The 22,543-nt window shown below is 72.2% G+C and carries 22 protein-coding genes; 9 read left to right on the top strand and 13 right to left on the bottom strand.

The features are described 5' to 3' along the window. The first annotated feature begins 1 nt into the window (after position 1). Genes JMJ56_RS09955 through JMJ56_RS09930 form a run of 6 tightly spaced genes read left to right on the top strand, consistent with a single transcriptional unit; the run spans position 2 to position 6,780 of the window. Positions 2-844, top strand: coding sequence for a sugar phosphate isomerase/epimerase family protein (locus tag JMJ56_RS09955; RefSeq protein ID WP_202831481.1), 843 nt, complete (start codon positions 2-4; stop codon positions 842-844). Then, positions 841-2,082 carry a glycosyltransferase family 4 protein gene (locus JMJ56_RS09950; RefSeq protein WP_202831480.1) on the top strand — a complete coding sequence of 414 codons (1,242 nt, stop codon included), beginning with the start codon at positions 841-843 and terminating at the stop codon, positions 2,080-2,082. Before JMJ56_RS09955 ends, JMJ56_RS09950 begins: the two co-directional genes overlap by 4 nt. After that, on the top strand, positions 2,082-2,822 hold the full coding sequence (locus tag JMJ56_RS09945) for a PIG-L deacetylase family protein (RefSeq protein WP_202831479.1): 741 nt from the start codon (positions 2,082-2,084) through the stop codon (positions 2,820-2,822). The genes JMJ56_RS09950 and JMJ56_RS09945 overlap by 1 nt, the downstream gene beginning before the upstream one ends. Continuing rightward, positions 2,819-3,832, top strand: a complete 1,014-nt coding sequence (galE, locus tag JMJ56_RS09940; RefSeq protein WP_202831478.1) for a UDP-glucose 4-epimerase GalE — start codon at positions 2,819-2,821, stop codon at positions 3,830-3,832. Before JMJ56_RS09945 ends, galE begins: the two co-directional genes overlap by 4 nt. Continuing rightward, a complete protein-coding gene (gene mdoH / locus JMJ56_RS09935) occupies positions 3,733-5,493 on the top strand; it encodes a glucans biosynthesis glucosyltransferase MdoH (RefSeq protein ID WP_268884992.1) in 1,761 nt (586 codons plus the stop codon). The genes galE and mdoH overlap by 100 nt, the downstream gene beginning before the upstream one ends. A 21-nt stretch (positions 5,494-5,514) precedes the next feature. After that, the gene (locus JMJ56_RS09930) at positions 5,515-6,780 is read left to right on the top strand and encodes a hypothetical protein (protein ID WP_202831476.1); all 1,266 of its coding nucleotides are present in this window, start codon (positions 5,515-5,517) and stop codon (positions 6,778-6,780) included. Between the two features lie 99 nt (positions 6,781-6,879). Here JMJ56_RS09930 and JMJ56_RS09925 read toward each other — a convergent pair whose 3' ends face one another. From JMJ56_RS09925 to JMJ56_RS09905, 5 genes are read right to left on the bottom strand one after another with little or no spacing between them, the layout of a single operon-like run. Continuing rightward, positions 6,880-7,686 (bottom strand): sugar phosphate isomerase/epimerase family protein, encoded by an 807-nt coding sequence (locus JMJ56_RS09925; RefSeq protein WP_202831475.1) that lies wholly within the window; start codon positions 7,684-7,686, stop codon positions 6,880-6,882. Further along, complete coding sequence (locus JMJ56_RS09920) at positions 7,686-8,843, bottom strand: dihydrodipicolinate synthase family protein (RefSeq protein ID WP_202831474.1); 1,158 nt, start codon at positions 8,841-8,843, stop codon at positions 7,686-7,688. The genes JMJ56_RS09925 and JMJ56_RS09920 overlap by 1 nt, the downstream gene beginning before the upstream one ends. Before the next feature lie 3 nt (positions 8,844-8,846). Next, complete coding sequence (locus JMJ56_RS09915) at positions 8,847-10,001, bottom strand: Gfo/Idh/MocA family protein (protein ID WP_202831473.1); 1,155 nt, start codon at positions 9,999-10,001, stop codon at positions 8,847-8,849. Between the two features lie 49 nt (positions 10,002-10,050). Next, the gene (locus tag JMJ56_RS09910; protein ID WP_202831472.1) at positions 10,051-10,674 is read right to left on the bottom strand and encodes a TetR family transcriptional regulator; all 624 of its coding nucleotides are present in this window, start codon (positions 10,672-10,674) and stop codon (positions 10,051-10,053) included. After that, positions 10,674-12,362: an acyl-CoA dehydrogenase family protein gene (locus JMJ56_RS09905; protein ID WP_236037630.1), complete on the bottom strand. Its 1,689-nt coding sequence runs from the start codon at positions 12,360-12,362 to the stop codon at positions 10,674-10,676. The genes JMJ56_RS09910 and JMJ56_RS09905 overlap by 1 nt, the downstream gene beginning before the upstream one ends. Before the next feature lie 87 nt (positions 12,363-12,449). On the opposite strand from JMJ56_RS09905, the gene JMJ56_RS09900 reads away from it, so the two are divergent. Then, positions 12,450-12,887, top strand: coding sequence for a CBS domain-containing protein (locus tag JMJ56_RS09900; RefSeq protein WP_202831470.1), 438 nt, complete (start codon positions 12,450-12,452; stop codon positions 12,885-12,887). Between the two features lies 1 nt (position 12,888). Here JMJ56_RS09900 and JMJ56_RS09895 read toward each other — a convergent pair whose 3' ends face one another. From JMJ56_RS09895 to JMJ56_RS09860, 8 genes are all read right to left on the bottom strand, one after another. After that, positions 12,889-13,587, bottom strand: coding sequence for a M48 family metallopeptidase (locus tag JMJ56_RS09895; protein ID WP_202831469.1), 699 nt, complete (start codon positions 13,585-13,587; stop codon positions 12,889-12,891). 32 nt (positions 13,588-13,619) lie between these two features. After that, positions 13,620-13,922, bottom strand: coding sequence for a cupin domain-containing protein (locus JMJ56_RS09890; RefSeq protein WP_202831468.1), 303 nt, complete (start codon positions 13,920-13,922; stop codon positions 13,620-13,622). A gap of 14 nt (positions 13,923-13,936) precedes the next feature. Next, positions 13,937-14,875 carry a dihydrodipicolinate synthase family protein gene (locus JMJ56_RS09885; RefSeq protein ID WP_202831467.1) on the bottom strand — a complete coding sequence of 313 codons (939 nt, stop codon included), beginning with the start codon at positions 14,873-14,875 and terminating at the stop codon, positions 13,937-13,939. After that, the gene (locus JMJ56_RS09880; RefSeq protein ID WP_202831466.1) at positions 14,872-15,360 is read right to left on the bottom strand and encodes a YcgN family cysteine cluster protein; all 489 of its coding nucleotides are present in this window, start codon (positions 15,358-15,360) and stop codon (positions 14,872-14,874) included. The genes JMJ56_RS09885 and JMJ56_RS09880 overlap by 4 nt, the downstream gene beginning before the upstream one ends. 29 nt (positions 15,361-15,389) lie before the next feature. Then, positions 15,390-16,499 (bottom strand): glycosyltransferase family 4 protein, encoded by a 1,110-nt coding sequence (locus JMJ56_RS09875; RefSeq protein ID WP_202831788.1) that lies wholly within the window; start codon positions 16,497-16,499, stop codon positions 15,390-15,392. 7 nt (positions 16,500-16,506) lie between these two features. After that, positions 16,507-18,162, bottom strand: a complete 1,656-nt coding sequence (locus tag JMJ56_RS09870; RefSeq protein WP_202831465.1) for a heparinase II/III family protein — start codon at positions 18,160-18,162, stop codon at positions 16,507-16,509. Next, entirely contained in the window at positions 18,162-18,842 is a 681-nt protein-coding gene (gene rpe, locus JMJ56_RS09865) for a ribulose-phosphate 3-epimerase (protein ID WP_202831464.1), read from the bottom strand. Before rpe ends, JMJ56_RS09870 begins: the two co-directional genes overlap by 1 nt. Before the next feature lie 121 nt (positions 18,843-18,963). Further along, positions 18,964-20,208 carry an RsmB/NOP family class I SAM-dependent RNA methyltransferase gene (locus JMJ56_RS09860; protein ID WP_236037629.1) on the bottom strand — a complete coding sequence of 415 codons (1,245 nt, stop codon included), beginning with the start codon at positions 20,206-20,208 and terminating at the stop codon, positions 18,964-18,966. Between the two features lie 48 nt (positions 20,209-20,256). Here JMJ56_RS09860 and JMJ56_RS09855 point away from each other — a divergent pair, with 48 nt between their 5' ends. Together JMJ56_RS09855 and JMJ56_RS09850 are read left to right on the top strand one after the other, a co-directional pair. Then, the gene (locus JMJ56_RS09855) at positions 20,257-21,945 is read left to right on the top strand and encodes an ArnT family glycosyltransferase (RefSeq protein WP_236037628.1); all 1,689 of its coding nucleotides are present in this window, start codon (positions 20,257-20,259) and stop codon (positions 21,943-21,945) included. Further along, positions 21,942-22,541 (top strand): DedA family protein, encoded by a 600-nt coding sequence (locus tag JMJ56_RS09850; RefSeq protein ID WP_202831462.1) that lies wholly within the window; start codon positions 21,942-21,944, stop codon positions 22,539-22,541. The genes JMJ56_RS09855 and JMJ56_RS09850 overlap by 4 nt, the downstream gene beginning before the upstream one ends. Positions 22,542-22,543 lie beyond the last annotated feature (2 nt).

Here is a 22,543-nt window from a genome sequence, read left to right as displayed (position 1 = left end):
CATGGCGCTGCGCTTCGCCTACAACACCAACGGCGCCGCCAACCACCGCCTTGCGGATGCCATCGCGCTGATCGCCGAGGCCGGCTACGACGGCATAGCCCTTACCCTCGACTTCCAGCACCTCGATCCGCTGGAGGAGGGCTGGGTGGCCCGTACGGAGGCGCTTGCACGCGAGTTGCGCACCCGGCGCCTCGGTTGCGTCATCGAGACCGGGGCGCGCTTCCTGCTCGACCCGCGCCACAAGCACGAGCCGACCCTGCTGACGCCGGAGCCCGCCGGCCGCGCCCGCCGCATCGCCTTCCTCCAGCGCGCCATCGACATCGGCAACATTCTCCAGGCCGAGGCAGTGTCCTTCTGGGCCGGCGTGCCCCGACCGGGCGTCGATCGCGGCGAGGCCGGCGAATGGCTGCTGGAGGGCCTGGCCCAGGTGACGGACTACGCCACCCGCCGCGGCGTGACCCCGGCGCTGGAGCCGGAGCCGGGGATGCTGGTCGAGACGCTGGACGACTGGGCCAGGCTGCAGCCGCACCTGCCGGGCCTCACCCTCGCCCTCGACCTCGGCCATTGCCTGGTGACGCAGGAGCGCGAGCCACCAGCAGCCGTGCGCGAATTCGCCGCGCAGATCGGCACCGTGGCGATCGAGGACATGCGCCGCGGCGACCATACCCACCTGCCCTTCGGCGAGGGCGACATGGACATCCCCGCCTGCCTCGACGCGCTGGAGGAAGTCGGCTTCGCCCGCCTCGTCTGCGTCGAGCTGTCGCGCGAGAGCCACCGCGCCGACCGGATGATCCCGCAATCCCTCGACTGGCTGCGCCACTGCCGGGAAGGAGACACGCGATGAGGATCCTGTTCTGCAGCCGCCGCTTCTTCCCGGCCATCAGCGGCATGAGCGTCTATGCGGTCAACCTGCTGCGCCAGCTTGTCGCCGCCGGGCATGACGTGACCATGGTCAGCCAGTACCGCGGCGATGCCGCCGGCACGCGCGTCTATGGCGGCGGCCCGCCACCCGCGGTCCCCGGCGTCACGGTGATCGGCCGCCAGTCCCTCGGCGAGGAAGCCTTTGCCGGGCCGGGCGGCGCCGATTTCGAGCGCGACGTGGACGACATGGTCTCCGTCATCCTCGCCGAGCACCGCAAGAAGCCCTTCGACATCCTGCACGCGCAATACGGCTACCCGAATGGCTGGGCCGTGCTGTTGGCGGCGCGTGAGCTCGGCATCCCGACCGTCGTCTCCATCCAGGGCGGCGACGGCCACTGGGTCGGCTCCTGCTGCGAGACGCACCGGCTCGGCATGCTGAACGTGCTGAACCACGCCAACGCGCTGCTGATCGGCTGCGAGAGCTTCGCGCAGGAGGTGGTCGAGCGCCTCGGCGTGGCGCGGGAGCGGTTCACCATCGTCCCCGGAGCCGTCGACACGGAGCGCTTCCACCCGGCCGCGGGCTTCGTCCCCGGCGAGGCGGCGGACCCGGTGCGCCTGCTCTATCACGGCCGTGTCGACCGGCGGAAAGGCGCCCTCGACATGATCGAGGCGCTGGCCCTGCTTCAGGCCGAGGGTGTGCGCTTCGCCGCCACCATCTCCGGCATCGGCCCGGACTACGACAGCTCGCGGGAACTGGCCGCCGAGCGGGGCGTGCCCATCCGCTTCACCGGCTATGCCGATTACGACGCCGCCCCCGCCCTCTACCGCGAGGCCGATGTCTTCGTCAGCCCGACCTATGCCGAAGGCTTCAGCAACACCATCCTCGAGGCGATGGCGAACGGGCTGCCGAGCGTCTCCTGCTACGCGGTCGGCGTCGTCGACTGCCTGCGCGACGGCGAGAACGGCCTGCTGGTGCAGCCGGGCGACATCCCCGCGCTGGCCGCTGCGCTGCGCCGGATCATCGAAGATGCTCCGCTCCGCCGCCGCCTCGCCGCGACCGCGCTGGAGGAATGCCGGCGCACCTATTCCTGGGAGGCGGTAGGCCGCCAGATCATGGAAGTCTACGCCGCCGTACAGGGCCGGAAACCGGATAACGGCTTCGATCCCGTCCTGCCGCACGATCCCGGATGCCGGTTCCGCGCCGCGCCGCATCTCCTCTGATGCCGCGCGCGCTCGCCCTTTCGCCGCATCTCGACGATGCGGCCTTCTCCTGCGGCGGCACGCTGGCGAACCTTGCCCAGGCCGGTTGGAGCGTCACCGTCGCCACTGCCTTCACCCGCTCGGTGCCGGAGCCCGGGGGCTTCGCACTGGCCTGCCAGCTCGACAAGGGGCTGCCGCCGGAGGCCGATTACATGGCCATCCGCCGCGCCGAGGATGCCGAAGCCTGCGCCCGGCTCGGCGCAAGGCCGCTCTGGCTCGACTTCCCGGAAGCGCCGCATCGCGGCTATGCGGATGCCGCCGCCCTGTTCGGTTCGCCGCACGAGGGGGATGCCATCCTCGCCCCGCTCTCCCATGCGCTGGCGGCTCTGCTGGCGGAGCCGCCAGACCTGCTGCTGGCGCCCCAGGCGGTGGGCGGGCATGTCGATCACGTCCGGCTCGTGGCGGCGATCCGGGCGGTGCTGCCCGCCGGGCTGCCGGTGCTCTGGTGGACCGACTTCCCCTATGCGGCACGCCCTCGGCACGGAGCGGCACGTCCCTTCGCCGCGGTGATGGACGCCTGGCCGGAGCGCGCCCTGCATGGCGACGCGGGATCCCGCCTCGCCGCCTGCGCCGCCTATACGACGCAGCTCGGCTTCCAGTTCGGCGGGCCGGCTGGGCTTCGCCAGGCGCTCGACGCCGCCGGGCCGGTCGAGCGCTTCCGCGAGGCAGGCCAGGTGCCAATCAGGATGCGCGCGGCATGACGGAAGGACACGCCATCCTTGTCACCGGTGGTGCCGGATACATCGGCAGCCATGTTGTCCTCGCCCTGCTCGATGCGGGCCTGCGCGTCGTCGTGTTCGACGATCTCTCGACCGGCCGCCCCGAGGCGGTGCCGGCCGGGGTGCCGCTGGTGCGCGCCAGCACCGGCGATGCCACGGCGCTGCGTGCGGCGCTGCGCGACCATGGCATCGGCGCCGTCATCCACATGGCTGGCTCGCTGATCGTGCCGGAGAGCGTCACCGATCCCGCCCGCTACTGGCGCAACAACCTCGCCAATACACTGGTCCTGGCCGAGGCCTGCCTTGCCGAGGGCGTCACGCGGCTGGTCTTCTCGTCGACCGCGGCAGTCTACGGCATCCCCGACCGCCTGCCGGTCGACGAGGATGCACCCTGCCGCCCGATCAACCCCTATGGCGCCTCCAAGCATGCCGCAGAGCAGCTGCTGCTGGCCGTCTCGGCGGCGCATCGCCTCGACATCGTCGCGCTGCGCTACTTCAATGTCGCAGGCGCCGACCCGGCCGGCCGCGCCGGGCAGCGCGCGCCGGGCGCCACGCACCTCATCAAGGTGGCCTGCGAGGCGGCGCTCGGCCAGCGGGCGGAGGTCGCCATCTATGGCGAGGATTACGACACGCCGGACGGCACCGGCATCCGCGACTACATCCACGTCACCGACCTCGCGCGTGCCCATGTCGAGGCGCTGCGCCACCTCGCCATGGGCGGCGGCAGCGTGGTGCTGAACTGCGGCTACGGCCGCGGCCACTCCGTGCGCGCCGTCCTCCGGGCGGTCGAGCACGCGACGGGGGCGAGGATCAGGGTCCGCATCGCGCCGCGCCGCCCCGGCGACCCGCCCGCCGTCGTCGCGGCGGCGCAGCGCATCCAAGGCCTGCTGGCCTGGCGCCCCGCCTTCAACGACCTCGATGCCATCATCGCCGACGCCGTCCGCTGGGAGCGGCACATGGCAAACCAGGATCGGCGGCACCTCTGGAGCTGAGCGCCGCCACCCTGGCAGGGGAGCGGCATGCGCTGCGCCCGCGCCGCCGCTTGATGGCGGCGCTGGTGGCCGGCCTTGCCGCGGGCCTCGTCGGCCTGGGCTGGCACGTGCTCTCCGCCGCCGGCTGGACGGTGTGGGAGGCGCTGATCCTCGCCTGCCTCGCCGTCAACGCGCCCTGGCTCGGCCTTGCCGCGGCGACGGGGCTGGTCGGCATCGCTATCCGCCTGCGCGCCCGCGACCCGCTTGCAGCCGTGCTGCCCGCCTTGCGCCAGCCCGGCTGGCAGGACGCGGCGATCACCGCCCGCACCGTCATCGCCGTCTGCGTCCGGCTGGAGGACATGGCGGCCGTCCTGCCGCCGCTCGGCGCCCTGCTGGCGGAGCTGCGCCGCCTGCCCGCCGAGTCCGGCCGCTTCCGCCTCGCCATCCTGTCCGACACGCCGGACGGCGCTGCGGCGCTCAAGGAGGCGGAGGCGGTCGCCCGCCTCGCCGCCCGCTTCCCGCCGGGCGCGGTCCACTACCGGCGCCGGGCCTGCAACACCGGCTACAAGGCCGGCAACCTGATGGACTTCCTCGACCACGGTGCGGCGGAAGAGTTCCTGCTGCTGCTCGACGCGGATTCCGCCATGTCCGCCGCGGCGGTCAGGCGCCTCGTGCGGCTGATGCAGGCGGACCGCCGCCTCGCCATCCTCCAGCCCACCATCCGCGGCCATGGCGACGCCACCCGCTTCGCCCGCGCCTTCGGCCTTGGCCAGCGCCATGGCATGCGCATCTGGGCGACGGGCCAAGCCTGGTGGCAGGGGCCGGAGGGTGCCTTCTGGGGCCATAACGCGCTGATCCGAATCGCCCCCTTTCGCGCCAATGCCCGCCTTCCCACGCTGCCGGGCGGCGAGGCGATCCTCAGCCATGACCTTGTGGAAGCCGCACTGCTGCACGCCGCCGGCTGGTCGGTGCGGGTCCTGCCCGACGATGTCGGCAGCTTCGAGCGGCACCCGCCCGACCTGCTCGCCTGCCTCGACCGCGACATCCGCTGGGCGCGCGGCAACCTGCAGTACCGCCACCTGCTGCAGCGCCCCGACCTCGGCCGGCTGGGCCGGCTGCAGATGCTGCAGGCCATCCTGCACTATGCGCTGACGCCCTTCTGGTTCGCCCTGCTGCCGCTCGCCGCGATCAACGCCGCGACCGGCGGCGGCGAGGGCACGCCACGCGCCGCCCTGCTCCTCCTGCTCGCCTCCGGCTTCCTGATGCTCAACCTGCCGAAGCTCGCCGGCCATGCCGAGGCCCTGCTGCGTCCCGGTCCGCGCCTCCGCCGCCTCGGCCCCATCCTCCACGAGGTCGCCGCCGCGCTTGCCGCCGATGCGATCATGGCCGCGGAGCGTACGGCGCTCATCCTGACCAGCGCGATGCGGCCATCCGCCGGATGGGCCTCGCAGCAGCGCGACGGCCGTCGCCTGCCCCTCGCCAGGACGGCATGGCGGCTGCGCGTAAGCATGGGGGCCGGCCTCGCCAGCCTCGCCCTGCTCGCCGCCGGCGGACCCTTCCCGGTTATCGTCGCATTGCCCATCTGGCTGCCCCTGCTCCTCGCCGTGCCGATCGTAATGCGGATGGCCGAAGCCCCATCGCCAGCCGAACCGTCACCCCTCGGGGGCGTTCCGGGCCCGTAGCCATCCGGGGAGCAGAGGCCGATGCGGATCCTGGCGATCGGGCCACGCGTGTATCTCGGCGACATCTACCTCGCCCTCATGCGCGAGGGCCACGAGGTGTGCGTGCATGCCGAGGACCGCCCCGAGGAGCGCGCCTTCGACGGCCTGATCGAAACCGTGCCCGACTGGCGGCAGGAACTCCCCTGGGTCGGCCGCGACGGCATCATCCTGTTCGAGCGGGCCGATCGCGGCGAGGTCGCCGATGCGCTCCGCCGCGACGGCTACCGGGTCATCGGCGGCAGCGCCTTCGGCGACCGGCTGGAGAACGACCGCGCCTTCGGCCAGGCGGTGCTGCGCGAGCACGGCCTGCCGATGGCCGGCAGCCAGGCCTTCGACGGTCCTGCTGAGGCCCTGGCCTGGCTCGCCAGGGCCTCAGGCCGCCACGTGCTGAAATTCGACGACAGCCGCCTGCCGACCTTCGTCGGCGAGCACCCGGACGGGCTCGACCTCGCCTACATGCTGCGCCGTGCCGGCCCCGGCCGGGTGCTGCTGCAGGAGCGGCTGGAGGGCGTCGAGGTCGGCGTCGGCGCCTATTTCGACGGCCGGCGCTTCCTCCGCCCCGCCTGCATCGACTTCGAGCACAAGCGCTTCTTCCCCGGCGAGATGGGCGAGATGACGGGCGAGATGGGCACGCTCGCCAGCTATGAGGGCGGCGAGCGGCTGTTCGAGGCGACGCTCGGCCGCATCGCTCCACGCCTCGCCGAGGCCGGCCATGTCGGCTACGTCAACCTCAACCTGATGGTGGACGAGCGCGGGCCGCTGCCGCTGGAATTCACCTGCCGCTTCGGCAATCCCGGCTTCGCCGTGCTGGCCGCGATGCAGCGCGAGGGCTGGGGCGACTTGTTCCGCCGCATGGCCGAGGGCGGCACCGAGGGCTTCGCCACGACGCCCGGCTGGTCGGTCGCCCTGGTGCTGACCGTGCCGCCCTTCCCAGCCGTGGACCATGCGGCGACGCCGGCCGACGACGTGCCGCTCTTCTACCGCGAGCCGCCCGCCGCCAATGAACTGGGCCACTACCATCCGGTCGATCTCCGCCGCGACGCGGAGGGCCAGTTCCTCATCCGCCGGCGGTCGGGCCACGCCATGATCGTCACCGGCACCGGCGCCACGGTGGGGGAGGCGCAGGGGGCCGCCCGCACCCGCGCCCGCAATGTCATTGCTCCCGAGATGCGCTGGCGGAGCGATATCGGCGAACGCTTCCTGCAGGGCGAGGGCGACCGCCTGCGCGCCCTGGGCTGGATCGACTAGAGCAAACTCCGATCAGGTGGATTCACATGATCGGAGTAACTTGCTCGTGCCAACAACAGGCTAGAGTGGGATCCGTGAGCCGATAAGAATGGAACCGCTCTAGGCGCCACGGCCCCAGTCGACGATCCTCTCCAGCACCCGGTCCGGCTCCTCCGCCCACCAGCGCCGTGACAGGATCTCGACCTCGGACGGGCCGTCATAGCCCGCCGCCTCCGCCATCGCCCGGATGCGGGGGATGTCGATGACGCCTTCCCCCATCATCCCCCGATCGAAGACGAGGTCGCTGGTCGGTACCAGCCAGTCGCAGACATGGAAGGCGGCGATCCGCCCCCGCGCCCGCCGCACCTGCCGCTCCAGTTCCGGGTCCCACCAGACATGGTAGACATCGAGCGCGATCCCGACCCCCTCGCCGAATTCCTCCGCGAGGTCGAGCGCTTGCCCCAGTGTGCTCAGCACGCTCCGATCCGCGCAGGTCATCGGATGCAGCGGCTCCAGCGCGATGGTCACGCCCGCCGCCCGTGCCGCCGGCAGCACCTCGGCGAGCCCATCCCTGAACATCGCCCGCGCCCCCGGCAGGTCCTTCGACCCCGCCGGCAACCCGCCTCCCAGCACGACCAGGCACCGCGCCCCGATGGCCGCCGCCTCCTCGATGGCCCGCAGGTTGTCCTCGATGGCAGCCCTGCGCCCCGCCGCATCCGCCGCCGGGAACATCCCCCCGCGGCAAAGCCCCGAGACGAACAGCCCCGCCTCCCGGATGCGCCGCGCCGCCGCCGCCACGCCCATCTCGCCAAGCTTGTCCCGCCAGGGCGAGATGCCTGGGATGCCATGCCGCGCACAGCCCTCGATGCATTGCGCGAGGCTCCACCGGTCCCTGACGGTGACGGTGTTGAGTGACAGCCCCGTCATCACGCGACGCCATGCACCGCGAGCAGCGCCCGCATCCGCGCCACCGCCATCTCCGGGTCCTGCAGCAGCCCCGCCGCATCCGCCAGCCGGAACAGCTCGGCCAGATGCCCGATGCTCCGCGTCGATTGCTGCCCGCCCAGCATGGTGAAATGCTCTTGGTGCCCGTTGAGCCAAGCCATGAACACCACGCCCGTCTTGTAGAAGCGCGTCGGCGCCCGGAAGATATGCCGGCTCAGCGGCACCGTCGGCGCCAGGACGCCGTGGAAGCCCGGCAGGTCGCCCGCCTGCAACGCCGCCAGCGCCCCCCCCACCGCCGGCGCGATCGGGTCGAAGATGCCGAGCAGCGCATCGGAATGCCCCTCGGCATCCCCCGCGATCAGCTCGGCATAGTTGAAGTCGTCGCCCGTATACATCCGCACGCCGGCCGGCAGGCGGCGCCGCATAGCGATCTCCTTTTCCTTGTCGAGCAGCGAGATCTTCACCCCATCCACCTTCGCGGCATGTCCGGCGATGACGGCCAGCGCCGTCTCCATCGCCTTGTAGTGCTCGGCATTGCCCCAATACCCCTCGAGCGCCGGGTCGAACATCTCGCCGAGCCAGTGGATGATCACCGGCTCCTTCACCTGCGACAGGATGCGGGCATAGACCCGCTCGTAATCGGCCGGCCCCCGCGCCGCCTTCGCCAGCGCCCGCGACGCCATCAGGATGATGCGCCCGCCCATCGCCTCGATGGCCTCGCACTGCTCCTCATAGGCCTTGATCACGTCATCGACGGAGACATCCGGCCCCGGCGCGAGATGATCCGTCCCCGCCCCGCTCGCCATCACCGCCCCCGGCACGTCGCGCATCGCCTCCAGGCTGCGCCGCACCAGCTCCTGCGCCCCCGCCCAGTCGAGCCCCATCCCGCGCTGCGCCGTATCCATGGCCTCGGCCACGCCGAGCCCGAGCGACCAGAGATGCCGCCGGAAGTCGATGGTACGGTCCCAATCCACCTTGATGTCGAGCCAGGGGTCCTGCTCCGCACGTGGGTCGGCCACCACATGCGCTGCGGCGAGGGCAATGCGCGGAAACGGCGGATGCGCCTTCGGGAACACACGCGGCTCGCTCAACGTGAACCGCTCGATGCCATTGCCCTTCGGCAGGTCGATGCTCACCATTGCTCAGCCCTCCAGCGTCGGGATATCGATCCACCGCCGCTCTCGCCAGCTGCGCAGCCCGGCCTCCGCCAGCTGCACCCCCTTCGCCCCGGCGAAGAGGTCCCACGGGAAGCTCGCACTCTCGCCGGCGAGGTGGCGCAGGAATATCTCCCACTGCACGCGGAAGCCGTTCGGATAGTCCTGCGTGCTGGGCACCTCCTGCCAGCCGCCGAAGAAGTCGATCGCCTGCGGGATGTCGGGGTTCCACACCGGCTTCGGCGTATTGACGCGGCTCTGCGTCCAGCACCGCTGCAACCCGGCGACGGCGCTGCCATGCGTCCCATCGACCTGGAAGGTGGCGAGGTCGTCGCGCCGCACCCGCGTCACCCAGCTCGAATTGATATGCGCGATGACGCCGCCCCGCAGCTGGAATGTCGCATAGGCCGCATCATCAACGTCGGCCTTGTAGGGCCTGCCATCCTCGCCGATCCGCTCCGGGATATGCGTCGCACCCAGACAGGAGACGGACTCCACCTCGCCGAAGAGGTTGTCGAGGACGTAGCGCCAGTGGCAGAGCATATCGAGGATGATGCCCCCGCCCTCCGCCGCCTTGTAGTTCCAACTCGGCCGCTGCGCCGGCTGCAGGTCGCCTTCGAAGACCCAGTAGCCGAACTCGCCCTTCACCGCGCAGATGCGCCCGAGGAAGCCGCTGTCGATCACCATCTTCAGCTTGCGCAGCCCGGACAGGAACAGCTTGTCCTGTACCACCCCATGCTTGATGCCCGCCGCCCTGGCGAGCCGCGCGACCTTCAGCGCATCTTCCAGCCGATCCGCCGTCGGCTTCTCCACATAGACGTGCTTGCCCGCCGCGATGGCCCGCTCGATCAGCCCCGCCCGCAGCTGCGTCGTCGCCGCGTCGAAGAACAGCTCATCCTTGGGGTCGGCGAGGCAGGCATCGAGATCGGTCGAGACCCGCTCGACGCCATGCGCCCGCGCCAGCGCCTCCAGCTTCTCCCGATTGCGCCCGACCAGCACCGGGTCCGGCATCACCTGGTCCCCATTCGCCAGCCTGACGCCGCCATCGGCGCGGATCGCGGCGATCGAGCGGATGAGGTGCTGGTTCGTCCCCATCCGGCCCGTCACGCCGTTCATGATGATGCCGATGCGCCTCACCGCCATGGCCGCCTCCCCTCCGTTCAGGTAACCATCCAGTTACCCAAATCCGGAGTCAAGGCCGCAGATAGCCCAGCACCACCTCCACCGCATGCCGCTCCCGCGCCCGCAGCGCCGCCTCGCCGCCCAACTCCGTCCCCAGCGCGGTCGCCAGCGTGAACTGGTTGGCCACGAAGAAATGCCCGAGCCCGACGATGGTGATGTAGAGCTGCACCGGGTCCACATCCCGCCGGAAGACCCCCGCCTCCGCCCCCCGCGCCAGCACCGCGCCGATCTGCCCGAGCAGCGGCGAATAGAGCGCCGGCACCCCCTCGGACTTCCGCAAATAGGCCGCCCGGTGAATGTTCTCCTGGTTGAGCAGCGCGACGAATTCCGGATGCGCCGCCGTGTAGCGCAGATTGAACTCGACCAGCCGCCGCATCGCCTCCGCCGGCGGCAGCGCCTCGACGCAAAGCGCCCGCTCCTCCGCACGCTTGGCCGCATAGGCGCCCTCCAGCACGGTGAGCCAGAGCTCCTCCTTGCTGCCGAAATAGGCGTAAAGCATCCGCTTGTTGGCGCCCGCCCGGAGCGCGATCTCATCGACCCGCGCGCCCGCCAGCCCCTTCTCGGCGAATTCGGCCAACGCCGCATCGAGGATGCGCTGCCGCGTCGCTGCCGCCCGGGGCGAAAGCCCGTCCATCACCCCGCCAGAACCTTCGCCAGCAGCGCCTCCGGCATCGCCGCGTCATCAGCGGCCAGCGGATCGCGCGGCAGCACCCGGTGCCGCAGCACCAGCCGCGCCAACTCCAGCCGCTCCGCGTCCTGCAGCCGTCCCGCCTCCCAGGCCATCGCCGCCGCGCTGGTCAGGTGATAGAGCGCGCTCGCCGCCTGCCGCGCCAGCGCCGGCTCCTGCTGCGCCCGCTCGGCGAGCGCTGCCGCCCGCTCGAAGGCCGGCATCGCCTCCGGCAGCGCCTCCCCATTGCCGAGCAAGCCCTGCACATGCGCCCTCAGCACCGGCAGCGACCCTTCGCGTTGCGCTGCCCGCAGCACGTCGAGGGCGACGATGTTGCTCGTCCCCTCCCAGATGCTGCCGAGATGCGCATCCCGCACCAGGCGCGGATCGGCCCATTCCTCGATGTAGCCGCAGCCCCCGCGCACCTCCATCGCATCGCCGGTGACACGGCGGGCATCGCGGCAGGCACGGAATTTCAGCAGCGGCGTCAGGATGCGCAGCAGGGCATAGGCACCCTCCTCCCCCGCATCGCTCCGCCGCATGGCCTCGGCCGCCTGGAACACCATGCTCCGCGCCTGTTCCATCGGCAGGACGAGCTTCATCAGCTGCCGCCGCATCAGCGGCATCTCGACCAGCCGCCGCCCGAAGGCGATGCGGTGCCGGGCAACGAACATCGCCTCCGTCACCGCCCGCCGCATCAGCCCCGCCGCCCGCATCCCGTTCGACAGGCGCGAGGCGTTGACCATATCGGCCATCTGCCGGAACCCCGCCTCCGGCTCGCCGACGAGGAAGGCCGTCGCCCCCTCCAGCCGGATCTCGCCCGAGGCCATGGAGCGCGTTCCAAGCTTCTCCTTCAGCCGCACGATCCGATAGGCGTTGCGCGACCCGTCCGGCCGCTCCCGCGGCAGCAGGAAGAGCGACACGCCCCGCAATCCGCCCGGCCCGTCAGTGCGCCGCGCCAGGACCAGCGCCACCCCCGCGTCCGGATTGCTGCAGAACCACTTGTCGCCGGTGAGCGCCCAGCTCCCATCCTCCCGCTCCTCGGCGGTGACGGCCGTCGCCGCGATATCCGAGCCGGCCCCCTGCTCGGTCATGAACATCGCGCCCTGCCGCAGTGCGTCCAGATCCGTCGAGGTCAGCCCCGGCAGGTAGCGCGCCACCAGCGCCGGATCGCCGAACCGCCGGAGCGTCCGCGCCAGCGCATCGGTCATGGAGAGCGGACAGCACAGGCCGAATTCCGCCTGCACGAAGAGGTAGCTGAGCGCATACTTGGCCGCCGGCGGCATCGCCTCCGGCCAGCCCAGCACCCCCGGCCGATGCGACATCGCCGCCAGCCCGAATTCGCCGAAGGCGACCCGCTCCATCTCCCGATAGGCCGGATGGTAGTCGATCGCCGCCGCATCCTCCCCCCGCCGTGTGCGGGGCTTCAGCACCGGCGGGTTGTGGTCTGCCACCCCCGCCAGCTCATCCAGCCGCCCGCCCGCCAGCGCCCCCATCCGGTCGAGATGCGGCAGCAGATGCGCCAGCAACCGCTCCTCCAGATAGAGGCCGAGCAGCGGTCGCGCCCAGGGATCGGCCCGCCAGAGATTGATCCCCCGGCTGTCGGGAACGGCCTCGGCGCCGACCGGCGCCGGCATGATCGGCAAACTGTCCATCACCGCAGCATGCCGCAGCCGCACCCCGCCATGCTAGGCTCCCGGCCAAGGGCAGCCATAAGCCATGTCACAGGGAGAACGAACGCCATGACCATCGCCGCCGTCATCCGCGAGAAGGGCCGCAACGTCGTCTCCGTCTCGCCCGAGGCGCCGATCGCCGAGATCGCCTCGATCATCGCCTCCCGCCGCATCGGCGCCGTCGTGGTGCTCGCCGACCATGGCGGCCTCGTCGGCATCGTCTCGGAACGCGACGTGGTGAAGGCCCTCGCCCGCCACGGCGCCCGTGTGCTGGAACTGACGGCGAGCGACCTGATGACGCGGCAGGTCACCACCATCACCATGCGCACCACCATCGACCAGGCGACGGAGATCATGGACGCCGGCTATTTCCGCCACCTGCCGGTGATGGAGGACGGCCAGCTCGCCGGCATCGTCAGCATCCGCGACCTGGTGAAGCACCGCATCACCCTGCACCAGCGCGACCTCGAGGCGCTGAAGGCCGCCACGGGCCGGGGCAAGGGCTGACTCAGCCCGCCCGCAGCAATCCCGGCCCGTTCTCCTTGAGCCAGGCCACCGCCGCATGGCGGTGCGGCGTCAGCCGCTCGACCAAAGTCCAGAACTCCGGCGAGTGGTTCATCGCGCCGAGATGCGCCACCTCATGCGCGACGACGTAGTCGAGCACCCAGCCCGGCGCCATCACCAGCCGCCAGGAGAAGGCGAGCGTGCCATCCGGCGCGCAGCTCCCCCAGCGGCTCCGCGTATCCTTCAACCGGATGCGCCGCACGCCAAGGCCGAGCGCCGCCGCGTGCCGGGCCACCAGCCCGGCGATGCGCTCCCGCGCTTCCTCCTGCAGCAGCGCCGCGACGCGCCCTGCCACATCCGCATCGCCGCCGAGCAGGATCGCGCCCGGCTCCAGCCAGGCCTCGCCACTCCGCTCCCCGGTGACACGCACCACATGCGCCGCGCCGCCGAGCGGCACCTCCGCCCCCGGCGCGAAGATGACAGGCGGCGCCAGCGCCGCCAGCCTCTCGCGCACCCAGGCCGCATGCGTCGTCAGCAGCGCGACGCCGGCCGGCCGGCCCGCGCGCGGCGGCAGCGTCACCACCACGGAGCCGCTGCGCACGTCGATGCGAAGGCTCACCCGCCGCGCCCGGGCCGAGCGTCGCCATTGCACGGGGCCCGGCAGAGCGGCCTCCTGCCCGAAAGACTCGTCATCCTGGTCCATCGGGCCACCATGCGCAGCAAGCAGCCCGCGCTTCAACCCGGCAGCGCCTTCAGCTCCGTCTCGACGAAGGAGAGCGGCGCGCTGCCGCCATTGACGACGTTGTGCTCCACGCCCGCCACCCGCGTGTAGGAGATGCCCGCCTTCAGCTCCGCCGTCACCGTCTCGCCACCCGGCAACTCGACCAGCAGCGTGCCATCCGTCACCGGCACGACGACGTAGAGCCAGCCATGCCGATGCCAGCCCGTCTCCGCGCCGGGATTGAAGTCCCAGCGCGTGACGCGGATGTTCTCGTCATCGATCTGCACGGTGCCCGTGGCGGGCTCCCGGCATCTCATGGGTTCGGTGAAGCTCACTCAGCGGCGGCCTTCACGCCCAGCCCCGGCAGCGGCAGCGCGCCCGCCACTTCCCAGGCCTTCCAGACCGCATCCGCCTGCGCCTGCGACAGCTTGAGATGCGGCGGGCGGATCGTGCGCCAGCCATCGTCGCCCGTGCTGCGCGCGATGATCTCGCGGAGCCCCGGGATCAACGCCACGCTCGTCGCCGCCTTGCGCGTCGCCGTCAGCACCGCCTGCGCCGCATCCGCCTCCGCGCCGGTGCGCTTCGCGTAGACGATGCCGCCCCAATGGCTGTTGGCATTGCTCGCTGCGGTGATGCAGCCCGCGCCGCCCTCGGCGAGGATCCGCTGCACATACTCATCGGAGCCAGAATAGACCTCGAACCCATCCTTGGCGAAGGCGTCGATCATCGCCTTCATGTTCGCGTAGTCGCCGCTGCTGTCCTTCACGCCCTTCACCGCGCCAGGATAGGCCTTCAGCAGCCGCCCGATCAGGTCGAGGCTGAAGGGCACCGCCGATTGCTGCGGGAAGTTGTAGAGGTAGAGCGCGATCCCGCCGCCGACCCGCTGGATCACCTCGGAGAAATACGCGAAGAGCCCGTCATCGCTCGGGTTCTTGTAGTAGAAGGGCGGCAGCACGAGCACGCCTCGGCAGCCCTGCGCCTTGGCATGCAGCGTCAGCTCGACGGTATCGGCGAGCGAGGCCGTACCCGTCCCCGGCATCATCGTCGCCGCCGACACGCCGTTGGCGACCAGCCCCTCAAGGATCTGCTTCCGCTCATGCAGGCCGAAGCTGTTCGCCTCGCCCGTGGTGCCGAGCACGCCGAGCCCGTTGCAGCCATTGGCGAGCAGCCACTTGGCATGGTCTGCCATCCGCGCCGGATCGGGCGAGAGGTCCGGCCTCATCGCGGTCAGCACGGCGGCATTCACGCCGCCGAACAGGGCGTCCTTCATGAGCTCTCTCCTCGCTTCGCCGGAGGCCGCGCCTTGCGCGGCAGCTGTCCCGGCCATTCCACCACATGGTCCTCGAGGGCGCCCGCCTCGCGCTCCGTCACTGCGCGCCCGCGCACCGACACCCCCGCCTCATGCACCGTCTCCGGACTACCCGAGATCAGCGGATGCCACCAGAACAGGTCGCGCCCCTCCGCCACCAGCCGGTAGGCGCAGCTCGGCGGCAGCCAGTCGATCGCGGCCACCCGCGCCGGCGTCAGCTTCACGCAATCCGGCACGTGCTGCCGCCGCTTCGCATAGTCGCGGCAGCGGCCGCTCCCGGTGTCGAGCAACCGGCAGGCGACCTCGGTGAAGACCACCTCCTCGGTGTCCTCGTCGCGCAGTTTGTGCAGGCAGCAGCGGCCGCAGCCGTCGCAGAGGCTTTCCCACTCCGCCCGGCTCATCGCCTGGAGCGGCTTGGTCTTCCAGAAGGGCAAGATGCTGTTCACCGCGCCATCCTACCCCATAGGGCGCCGGCCTACAGCCCCAGCAGATCGAGCGTCCTGTTGACGACCTTCGCCTCGTCGAACCGCTCGATGGCCCTTAACCGGCCGGCCGCTCCCATCCGGGCGCGCAGGCCGGCATCCCCGGCCAGCCGCCCCAAGGCCTCCGCCAGCGGCTCGATGCTCGCCGGCGGCACCAGGAAGCCCGTTTCCCCCTCCACCACCATCTCCCGCGAGCCGCGGATATCGGTTGCCACCACCGGCAGGCCGCAGAGCATCGCCTCGATGATGGACATCGGCAGCCCCTCGAAATGGCTCGGCAGGGCGAAGACATCCGCCGCCGCCATCACCCGCGCCACGTCGTGCCGGTAGCCGAGCCGCCGCACCCGCCCCGGCATCGCCGCCTCGGCCTGCGCGAACCAGGGCTCCAGATCCTCGCCATGATCCGTCGCCAGCCGCTCGCCCACGACCCACAGACTTGCCCCCGGCACCGCCTCCATCGCCTGCAGCAATTCGGGATAACCCTTGTGGCGCACGAGGCGCGAGACGGCGAGCACCACGCACTCCCCCTCCCCCGCGCCGAGCTCCGCCCTGACCGCTGCCCGCGCCCCCGCATCCGGCCGGAACAGTCCCGGGTCCCGCCCGTTCCGCACCGGCACGGCCTGCGGATGGATGCCGAGCCGCCGCGCATCCTCCGCCTCCTCCTCGCTGACGGTCAGGTAGGTATCGGTGATCCGCCCCGCCGCCCGCTCCAGCGCCAGCGCCAGCTCCCGCCGCCAGCCAGGCCCCGGCTGGTTGAACAGGAAGCCATGGCAGGTATAGGCGACCCCGGGCACCCCCGCCGCCCGCGCCGCCGCCCGTGCCAGCAGCCCGCTGATCGGCATATGCGCATGCACCAGGTCGAACCGCTCCGCCCGGAACACCCGGTGCAGCTCGCGGAGGCACCGCGCCTGCGCCACCGGGTTGAGGCTCCGCGCCATCGGTACCGGAATGACCCGGAATCCCTCCGCCCGCGGCAGGTCGAGCAACGGCCCCTCGGCACACAGCCCCACCACCTCATGCCCCCGTGCCCGGGCTCCCCGCATCAGCGGCAGCAGGAAGTGCCGCAGCGAGAAATCGACATTCGTGACCTCGGCTATCTTCAGCGGGCGGTCAGGCTTCCGCCCCCTCGCCCAGCGGCGCCGTCGCCGCCACGCGGCCGAGCGCCCATTGCACCGTATCCTGCCCCGGCTCGGCCGAGAGCACGATCTGGCTGTTCTGCCGCTGCTCGCCACCGAGATAGAGGCTCTCCTCCAGGCTCACCGCCGCCCCCTTGGCGCGCAGCCGCCAGCTCTGGCCGGAGGGCAGCCGCAGCAGCACCGCCTGCTCGTCCTCGACGAGGCTCGCCGTCACCCCCGGATGCAGGTGGAACCGCACGACGAAGCCAGGCGGCTTCGCCCCCTGCTCCAGCATCTCGACGATATCCTCGCCGCGCAGGTCGTCCCCGGACTCGGCTAGATAGAGCCGCCGCCGATGCACCGCGCCGAAGGGCCGCCGCCAGCCGTCATGGCTCGCCTCCAGCCATTGCGCGCCATTGGCCTCGTGCCGCTCCTGCTCGACGCGCTCCGGCCGCCGCCCGAGCCCCTCATCCTTCAGCTCGCTGCTGTTGGTATCGGCGAGGATCAGCGTCGAATGCGCCGCCGTCGCCCGCACCGCATCGCGCCAGGCGCCCTCCGCCCCCGGCGCCGCGCCGCAATTCACCACCAGCCGGTCCCGCCCGACCGACATCTCGAATGACAGGCTCCCGGCATGTGCATAACGGTCCGCCCCGCGCGGCAGCCCCGTCTCGGCATCCCGCGCGCGCGCCGGCGGCGCCGCCGCGGCATCGGCGATGACGAGCGTCCGCCCCGCCTGCAACCGGTGGAAGCCCGTCTCCTCCAGCAGCATCGGCGCCCGGCCACGCGCCTGCCCCTGGGTGAGGACAAGGTCGACGAGCCCCGCCCCCTCCTCCCGCGTGCCGTTGAACTGCGCCAACCCACCATCGCCATGGCGGAACAGCCTGAGCGCCTGCCCCGCCCGCTCCAGCACAGTGGCAAGCAAGGCAGGCGGGTTGATCCCCGCTCCGTGCAGCAGGTTGCGGATCTCGATCAGGTCCTGCATGGCGAAGAGCTGCTGCGCCGGCGAGCGCTCCACATGCCCGCCATCCGGGTGGAACTGCCGCTCCAGCTCGCCGGGCAGGAAGCGGAGCGCCCGCGTCATCCAGGCCTCCTCCTCCAGGGCGACGGCGGCCGCGATCGCCCCCTTCAGGGTGACGAGCGCCCCGCGATGCATCGCCTCCGCCGGGAGGGAGCCGACGACCCCCCGCGCATCCTGCGCCAGCCGCACCAGCAGCCGCTTGCGGAACCCGTCCTCGGCGGTCGCCGCCAGGAAATCCCAGTGGCCGAGCCAGGCCGAGACCCGCGCCGCGGCGACATCCGGCGCCTGGGCCAGCGTCTCTTCCGCCCCGCGCCCGAGCCAATCCTCGGCCAGGTCCCGCGCCCGCGTCCGCGCCGCATCCGTCCCGAGCGCGCGCAGGTCTCGCATCCATGCGAAGCCATGCGCCGCCGCCCGCCACGCCACCGGCCCCGCCGCCGCATCCCAGCCCGCGCCGCTTTCCGGGTCGAGCCGGTGCGTGGTGCCGAGATGCTCGAACTCGCCGCGCAGCAGCCGCGCGCCCCGGTTCGCATCCCCCGGCCAGAGGTCGCGGAAGGCCCGTGCCGGCGCCTCCGGCACCTTCACCGGCCGCAAGCCGGAGATGAAACGCCGCGTCCCGCGGATGATGTCGCGCATCAGGCCATAACCTTGGGTCGGAGCGCCTGGATGGCCTCCCTGTAATCTGGCTTGCCGAACACCGCCGTCCCGGCCACCAGCACATCGGCACCGGCGGCGATGCAGCGCGGCGCCGTCTCCGCCGTCACCCCACCATCCACCTCGAGGTCGATCGGCTGCCCTCCCGCCGCCGCATGCGCGTCGATCATCCGCCGGAGCGCCGCGATCTTGCCGAGCTGGCTGTCGATGAAGCCCTGCCCGCCGAAACCCGGATTGACCGACATGACGAGGATGAGGTCGCAGAGGTCGAGCACGTTCTCGACCGCGCTCACCGGCGTCGCCGGGTTGAGCACCACCCCCGCCCGCTTGCCGAGCGCGCGGATGGCCTGCAGGCTCCGGTGCAGGTGCGGCCCCGCCTCCGCATGCAGGCTGATGGTATCCGCCCCTGCCTCGGCGAAGGCGGCGAGATAGGGATCGGCCGGCGCGATCATCAGATGCACGTCGAAGGGGATGGCGAGGTGCCGCCGCAGCGCCTTCACCACCACCGGGCCGAAGCTGATATTCGGCACGAAATGCCCATCCATGACGTCGAGATGCAGCCAGTCCGCCCCGGCAGCGGCCACGGCCCGCGCCTCATCGCCGAGGCAGGCGAAATCGGCGGCGAGCAGGGAAGGCGCAATCCGGACGGGAGGCTTCGGCATCCCGGCGGTTCTAGCGGCGGCGGGAGGGCGGGGGCAAGGCGCCGTCCGACGGAGGATTCCAGGGCGCGACGGTTGAATCCCCCAAGAGTTGCTCCAATCATCCATTTATCGCGCCAGAGCTTCAACCGCGCCGCCACCGCGCCATGAAGAACCCATCCATGCCGCCCCGCTCCGCCCACAGATCCGGCCGCGTCCGCAGCGTCCCCGCACCCGTCACCGCCGCCTCCAGCCCCGGCACCTCCTCCGGCCGCACCGGGTCGGCGACGAACCCCTCCGGCGCCGCATGCCCCTCCCCTTCCTCCGGCTGCAGGGAGCAGGTGGCGAAGACCAGCCGCCCGCCCGGCGCCACCCGGCGCGCCGCCGCGGCGAGCAGCGCCCGCTGCACCTCCGCCATCGCCGGCACATCCCGCGCCCGCTTCAGATAGGGCACGTCCGGGTGCCGGCGGATGGTCCCGGTCGCCGTGCAGGGCGCATCGAGCAGAACCGCGTCGAAGACCGCCCCGCCCGCATCCCACTGCACCGCATCCGCCTCGACGACCTCCGCCTCCAGCCTGAGCCGCGCCAGGTTCTCGCGCAGCCGCATCGCCCGCCGCGGCTCGCGCTCCACCGCCACCACCTGCCCGCCGGCGGCGACCAGCTGCGCCGTCTTCCCCCCCGGCGCCGCGCAGAGGTCGAGCACCCGCTCCCCTGCCCGCACCCCGAGCATCCGCGCCGGCAGGGCCGCGGCGGCGTCCTGCACCCAGAACCCGCCCTCGGTGAAACCCGGCATCTCCGCCACCCGCGTCCCCGGCGGATAGCGCCAGCTCCCCGTCGGCAACTGCTCGCCCCCCTCCGGCGCGGCGGTGCCCGGCGCCAGCGACAGGTCGAGCGGCGCCTCCTCCCGATGCGCCGCGGCGATCGCCCGCACCCCGGGCCCATAGGCCGCATGCCAGGCCGACCACAGCCAGGGCGGCGTATCCAGCCGCTCCGCATCCAGCCCCTCCAGCGCCGCCGCCCCCGCCTCCGCCACCCGCCGCAGCACCGCATTGGCGAGGCCGGTGAAAGGCTTCGGCACCAGCGTCACGCAGCTGGCGACGGCCGCATGCGCCGGCGTCCCGAGCAGCAGCAGCTCCGCCGCTCCCATGCGCAGCGCCTGCCGCACCTCGGAGGGCGGCTCCCGCCGCAGGAAGGGCTCCAGCACCGCATCGAGGCTCCCCGCCCGCCGCAGCACCGCCCCCGCGATCCGGTGCGCCGCCGCCTTGTCGCGCGGCGCGATGCCCTTCGGCAGCGCATCGAGCGCCTCCTCCAGCGGGCGGTGGCGGGTCATCACCGCCTCCAGCAGGGCAAGGGCGGCACGGCGGGTCGGGGAACCGAGATGGGAGGACATGGCAGCGGTTTATGGCCCCCGACCCCGCCCCATGCTAGTCCGCGCGCCATGCATCTCTCGGCCCTCTCCAGCCCGGACCCGTCGCTCGGCCTCCTGCCCGATGCGCTGCAACGCCGGCCGAAGCTCTTTTTGGTCCTGCTTTGCCTGCTGCTCTGGCTGCCCGGCTTCTTCACCCTGCCGGCGACGGACCGCGACGAGGCGCGCTTCGCCCAGGCCAGCCGGCAGATGGTCGAGAGCGGCGACTATGTCCGCATCCGATTCGGCGAGGAGGAGCGGAATAAGAAGCCCGCTGGTATCCACTGGCTGCAGGCCGCCTCGGTGCACCTGATGGAGGCCACGCATCTCGGCACGCGGGACATGATCTGGCCCTATCGCCTGCCGAGCCTCGCCGGCGCCCTGCTCGCCGTGCTGGCGACCTTCCACTGGGGCCGCGCCCTGGTCGGCAGGCGGGCGGCGCTGCTCGGCTCCGCCATGCTCGCCTCCTCCCTGGTGCTGGTAGCCGAGACCCATATCGCCAAGACCGATGCCGCCCTGCTGGCCGCCATCGTCGGCGCCATGGGGCTGTTCGGCCAGGCCTATCTCCGCCCCGACGCCTTCACCGCCCGGCAGGCGGCAGGGTTCTGGCTGCTGCTCGGCCTCGGCGTCCTGCTGAAGGGCCCGATCGGGCCGATGGTCCCGCTGCTCGCCGGCATCACCCTCGCCGCAAGCGACCGCGAGGCCCCCTGGCTCCGAGCACTGCGCCCTGCCTGGGGCATCCCCCTGATGATCGCCGCCGCCGCGCCGTGGTTCATCGCCATCGGCCTGGCGACGGAGGGCCGCTTCTTCCAGCAGGCGGTCGGTGGCGACATGCTCTCCAAGATCGGCTCCGGCGAGGAGAAGCATTGGGGCCCGCCCGGCTACTACCTGCTGACCTTCGCCATCGCCGCCTTCCCCGGCGCCTGGATCGTGCTCGCCGCCCTGCCCAATGCCTGGCGTGACCGGCTGAACCCGCCGACCCGCTTCCTGCTCGCCTGGGTCGTCCCTTCCTGGCTGGTCTTCGAGGCGGTGCAGACCAAGCTGCCGCACTACACCCTGCCGCTCTACCCCGCGCTGATGCTGCTCGGCGCCGCCTGGGCGATCAATCCGATGCGCAACCCGCCCGGCCGCTGGTGGCGTTGGACCGGCATCGCAGGCCTCGTCCTCGTCGCCACGGCACTCGCCGCCGCCGCCCTGGCCGCGCCCTGGTATCTGGAGCGCCGCATCCTTCCCGCCGGCCTGCTGGCCATCCCGGCCGCCGGCGCCCTCGCCTACCTGCTGCTGCGTGCCGCCCGGCTCCGTGCCTGGGGCCGCGCCGGGCTGCTCGGCGCCCTGCTCGCCGTGCCGCTCTATGCCGCGGTGCTGGAAGGCATCGCCCCCCACCTCGCCCCGCTCTGGATCGCCCCCCGCCTCGCCGAGGCGGTGGAGGCCCGCGCGCCCGGCCTGCCCGCCGACCGCTTCGGCATCACCGGGCATTCCGAGCCCTCGGTGCTTTTCGCCCTCGGCCAGGAGGCGCGCTTCCTCCGCACCGGCACGGAGGCCGCCGATTTCCTCGCCGCCGGCCCCGGCCGTGTCGTTGCCGTCGGCGACCGCGCCGAGGCCGATTTCCGTAGGCGGGCCACGGCCCTCGCCCTGGCACCGCAGGAGGTCGCCAGCGTCACCGGCTTCAACTACTCCCGCGGCCGATGGGTGACGCTGCTGCTCTACAGGCTGCCGGCATGATCGCCTGGGCCTCCGACCTCGTCGTCTCGGCCGGCCTCACCGGCGTCTTCCTGCTGATGGTTGCCGAGAACCTGTTCCCGCCGATCCCGTCGGAGGTGATCATGCCGCTCGCCGGCTTCGCCGCCGCCCGCGGCCAGCTCTCGATCGAGGGGGTGATCGCCGCCGGCATCGCCGGCTCGCTCGCCGGCAACGCCTTCTGGTACGAGGCGGCGCGGGCCTTCGGCGCCGCCCGCATCCGCCGCCTCGCCGACCGCTTCGGCCGCTATGTCGGCCTCACCCCCGAGACCCTCGACCGCGCCGAGGCCGCGCTCCGCCGCAACGGCGCCGCAGCCGTCTGCCTGGCGCGGATGATGCCCGGACTCCGCACCGGCATCTCCGTCCCGGCCGGCCTCGTCGCCCTGCCGCGCCCGGTCTTCTACGGCTTCAGCGCCCTCGGCACCTCGATCTGGACCGGCGGGCTGGCCACCGCCGGCTACCTGCTCGAGGACCAGTTCCACCTGATCGAGGACTGGGCCGGCACCGCCGGCCTCGCCCTGACGGCGCTGATCCTCCTCGTCGTCGGCCTGCGCATCCGGCGGGCGCGACGGGCGGGGTAGCG

Origin of the sequence: Belnapia arida (assembly GCF_016773205.1) — a bacterium.
GTDB lineage: Bacteria > Pseudomonadota > Alphaproteobacteria > Acetobacterales > Acetobacteraceae > Belnapia > Belnapia arida.
Note: the sequence above shows the minus strand (reverse complement) of the source record. Positions and strands in the feature narration are given on the sequence as shown.